At 38.4% G+C, this 1,134-nt stretch carries 1 protein-coding gene; it reads right to left on the minus strand.

The annotated features are described in order from the left end of the window. Positions 1 to 35: 35 nt before the first annotated feature. A complete protein-coding gene (gene obgE / locus AC4AGG_RS16505) occupies positions 36 to 1,019 on the minus strand; it encodes a GTPase ObgE (RefSeq protein WP_489773117.1) in 984 nt (327 codons plus the stop codon). Between the last annotated feature and the right edge of the window lie 115 nt (positions 1,020 to 1,134).

Below are 1,134 nucleotides of genomic sequence, written 5' to 3' on the forward strand. Positions count from 1 at the left end.
TAAAAAAAAATAATAAAATTAATATGGAAGCAAATCTATCCATGTAACTTCTTCCAAACCGCATCTTTCAGTTCTGTAAGACCTTCTCCAGTCACTGCTGAGAAGAAAAGGGGTTGTCTGTTTTCTGGGAATTCTGCTGAGATTTCTGCTTTTAGTTCATCATCGAGCAAATCAGATTTGGAAACAGAAAGGATGAAATCTTTGTCCAAAAGCTCTGGATTGTATTCCTTTAATTCGTTTTCCAAAATCTTGAACTCTTGATAATGGTCGTCAGCATCAGCAGGAATCAAAAATAATAAAATTGAATTTCTTTCAATATGTCTCAAAAATCGATGTCCCAATCCTTTTCCTTCCGCTGCTCCCTCAATGATTCCAGGGATATCAGCCATTACAAAAGACTTGTAATTACGATAATTGACAATTCCCAAATTAGGAGTCAAAGTCGTAAAAGCGTAATCAGCAATTTTAGGTTTTGCAGCCGAAACTGCGGCTAATAAAGTAGATTTTCCAGCATTAGGAAATCCAACCAATCCCACATCAGCAAGAATCTTAAGTTCGAAAGTGATAAACCCTTCTTCACCGGGAAGACCGGGTTGTGCATATCGAGGTGTTTGATTAGTTGCAGATTTGAAATGTTCGTTTCCGAGGCCTCCTTTTCCTCCCTTCATTAAAATCACTTCTTGACCATTTTCAAGGATTTCTCCAATAATTTCACCTTCTTCATTTTTTGCGATAGTTCCAATTGGGACTTCAATATAAACGTCCTCTCCGTCAGCACCCGTAAGTTGACTTTTTCCTCCGTTTTCACCTCTTTCAGCTTTGATATGGCGAGTATAACGAAGTGGAAGCAAGGTCCATTCGTGAGAATTACCTTTCATAATAACGTTACCACCTCTTCCGCCATCTCCACCATCAGGACCGCCTTTTGCGATATACTTTTCCCTTCTCAGATGGGCAGAGCCAGCGCCACCATGTCCAGATTTACAGTGAATTTTTACGTAATCTACAAAGTTACTCATCTTATTATTTAGGTATTAGGGTACAAGCTGGAGGTATTAGTAATTTAGGAAGATAGAAAGTCGATTAGTACCACCTTCCAAGCCTAATATCTGCAACTCTTTTATTTAAGTATTA

The sequence above is a fragment of the Chryseobacterium sp. CG10_8 genome (assembly GCF_058117085.1).